Origin of the sequence: Nostoc sp. UIC 10630 (genome assembly GCF_010747425.1) — a bacterium.
Taxonomy (GTDB): Bacteria; Cyanobacteriota; Cyanobacteriia; order Cyanobacteriales; family Nostocaceae; genus Nostoc.
Genome location: NZ_JAAGOG010000401.1, coordinates 1 through 2,227 on the forward strand (window position 1 = coordinate 1; position 2,227 = coordinate 2,227).

The window sequence follows — 2,227 nt, forward strand, 5'->3', positions numbered from 1 at the left end:
ACCCTAACCCTCCCCGTATGTATTGGCTACGGTGTACACACATCTCTCTACAAAACCAAAATATTGTAGATCCTCCTAAATCCTCCTTAAAAAGGAGGACTTTTAGAGGTTCTTGCCCCCCAATTTATCGGGGGATTGAGGGGAGTAAAAATGTGATTTTAATCATAGCCAACCACTTTTAAAATAATCTCTAAACTAGGGAATGTCAAAATCCAAGAAAATTATTATATGAATGCTGAAGAATTTTTAAACCAAGGATTGAACCACAGTTTGCAAGGCGATTATCAAGGAGCGAAGGTAGCTTACACCCAAGCAATTAAGCTCAACCCTAATTCTGCCGAAGCTTACCATCATCGAGGAATTATTCTCACTGGTCAACTCAAAGATTATCGTGGTGCGATCGCAGATTTTAATCGGGCTATAGAAATCAATTCTAATTTTGCCACAACCTACTATCACCGGGGTAATGCACGTTACTTTTTAGGCGATTATCAAGAAGCGATCGCAGATTATAACCAAGCATTAGAAATCGATCCAAATCTCGCCCAATCTTACCACAGCCGGGGTAATGCCTACTTTGCCTTAGAAAAATACGACAAAGCGATCGCTGACTATATCCAAACAATAGAAACTAGCACCCAGTTAGCTGATAATATCAATATTGATCTTGCCAATGCTTATCATAATCGGGGTGTAGTTTGTTTTGAAAAGGGCGATCATCAAGGAGCGATCGCTGATTTTCAACAAGCTTTACAGTGGTATCCCAATTTTGCCGCAGCATACAGCAATCGGGGTAATATTTACCATATCTTAGGAAATTTCAAGGAAGCGATCGCCGATCATGACCGAGCATTAAAATTAGATCCTAAGTTGGCGGAAGCTTATCATAATCGAGGTAATGCCCACTACTCTTTAGAAAATTATCAAAGTGCGATCGCAGATTACAACCGCGCCTTAGAAATCAATCCCAGGTTTGCTGGAGCATATTACAACCGGGGTTTGGTTCTAGCTCATCTCAAAGAATATCACCGAGCAATTGAGGATTTTAATCAAGCGCTAAAGTTCAATCCTGATGATGTGCAAGCCTATTGTGAGCGGGGTCTTGTCCGTAGTACCCTTGAAGACTATGAGGGTGCGATCGCCGATTATGATCGAGCTTTACAAGAAAACCCGACTCTAGCTTTAGTATATGGCTTTCGGGCGAATGCTCTCCGCCGACTGGGAGATTATCAAGGCGCAATTGAAGATAGCAATCGGTTATTACAACTCAATCCTAGTTTAGCTGAAGGATATTGCGATCGCGCGGCAGCTCGTCGTTCTTTAGGAGATCATAAAGGAGCAATTAAAGATTATGATCGGGCATTACAGATTAATGATAAATTAGCCGCAGCTTATTACGGTCGGGGAATTGCCCGTGAAGCTCTGCAAGATTTACAGGGAGCAATTGATGATAACACCCAAGCGATAGAGTTGGTGCCTGAATTTTCGCAAGCGTACTGCAATCGAGGAAATGCTCGTCGTCTTTTAGGGGATGAACAAGGAGCGATCACTGATTATAATCAAGCATTAAAAATTAATCCTGATTTAATTGAAGCATATTACAATCGAGGTTCAACGCATTATGCTTTAGAAGCTTATGAAAGTGCGATCGCAGATTACACCCAAGCTTTACAAATAAATCCTCAATCTGCTGCATTTTACAGCGATCGCGCTAATGCTCGCTATGCTCTAGAAGATTATCAAGGAGCAATCGAAGATTACAGTCGGGCGATCGCGATCGACTCCAGCTTTGCTGAAGACTGGTACAATCGGGGTCGTAGCCGTTCTCTATTGAGAGATTTACAGGGAGCGCTCACAGACTTAAACCAAGCCTTACAGCTTCAGCCTCATTGGGCTTCAGCTTATATCCTGCGAGCAGATGTCTACCAAAATCTGGGTGATTCTCAAGGAGCAATTGCGGATTTCCAAAAATCCGCAGATTTGTATTACCAAGAGGGAAATGTTCAGTATTATCAACAAATTATGGAGCTAATTGAACAGCTTCGATGAAGGGATTGGGGATTGGGGATTGGGCATTGGGTATTGGGTATTGAGCATGGGGGGGATAAAAATGGCGTTCCTGAATTCAGGTATGAAAATGATTTTGCGTGATTTCAAAACCCTTGTAGAGACGTTGCAATGCAACGTCTCTACACCAAGATTCATATATCTAATCAGCAACGCCAAA

At 42.1% G+C, this 2,227-nt stretch carries 1 protein-coding gene; it reads left to right on the forward strand.

Features of this window, described 5'->3' with window-relative positions:
• Positions 1-228 precede the first annotated feature (228 nt).
• The gene (locus tag G1O98_RS37905) at positions 229-2,049 is read left to right on the forward strand and encodes a tetratricopeptide repeat protein (RefSeq protein WP_163939563.1); all 1,821 of its coding nucleotides are present in this window, start codon (positions 229-231) and stop codon (positions 2,047-2,049) included.
• Positions 2,050-2,227 lie beyond the last annotated feature (178 nt).

Coding starts and splice junctions, on each gene's coding strand:
- G1O98_RS37905 (WP_163939563.1), top strand. CDS start 229: ATGAATGCTGAAGAATTTTTAAACCAAGGATTGAACCACAGTTTGCAA.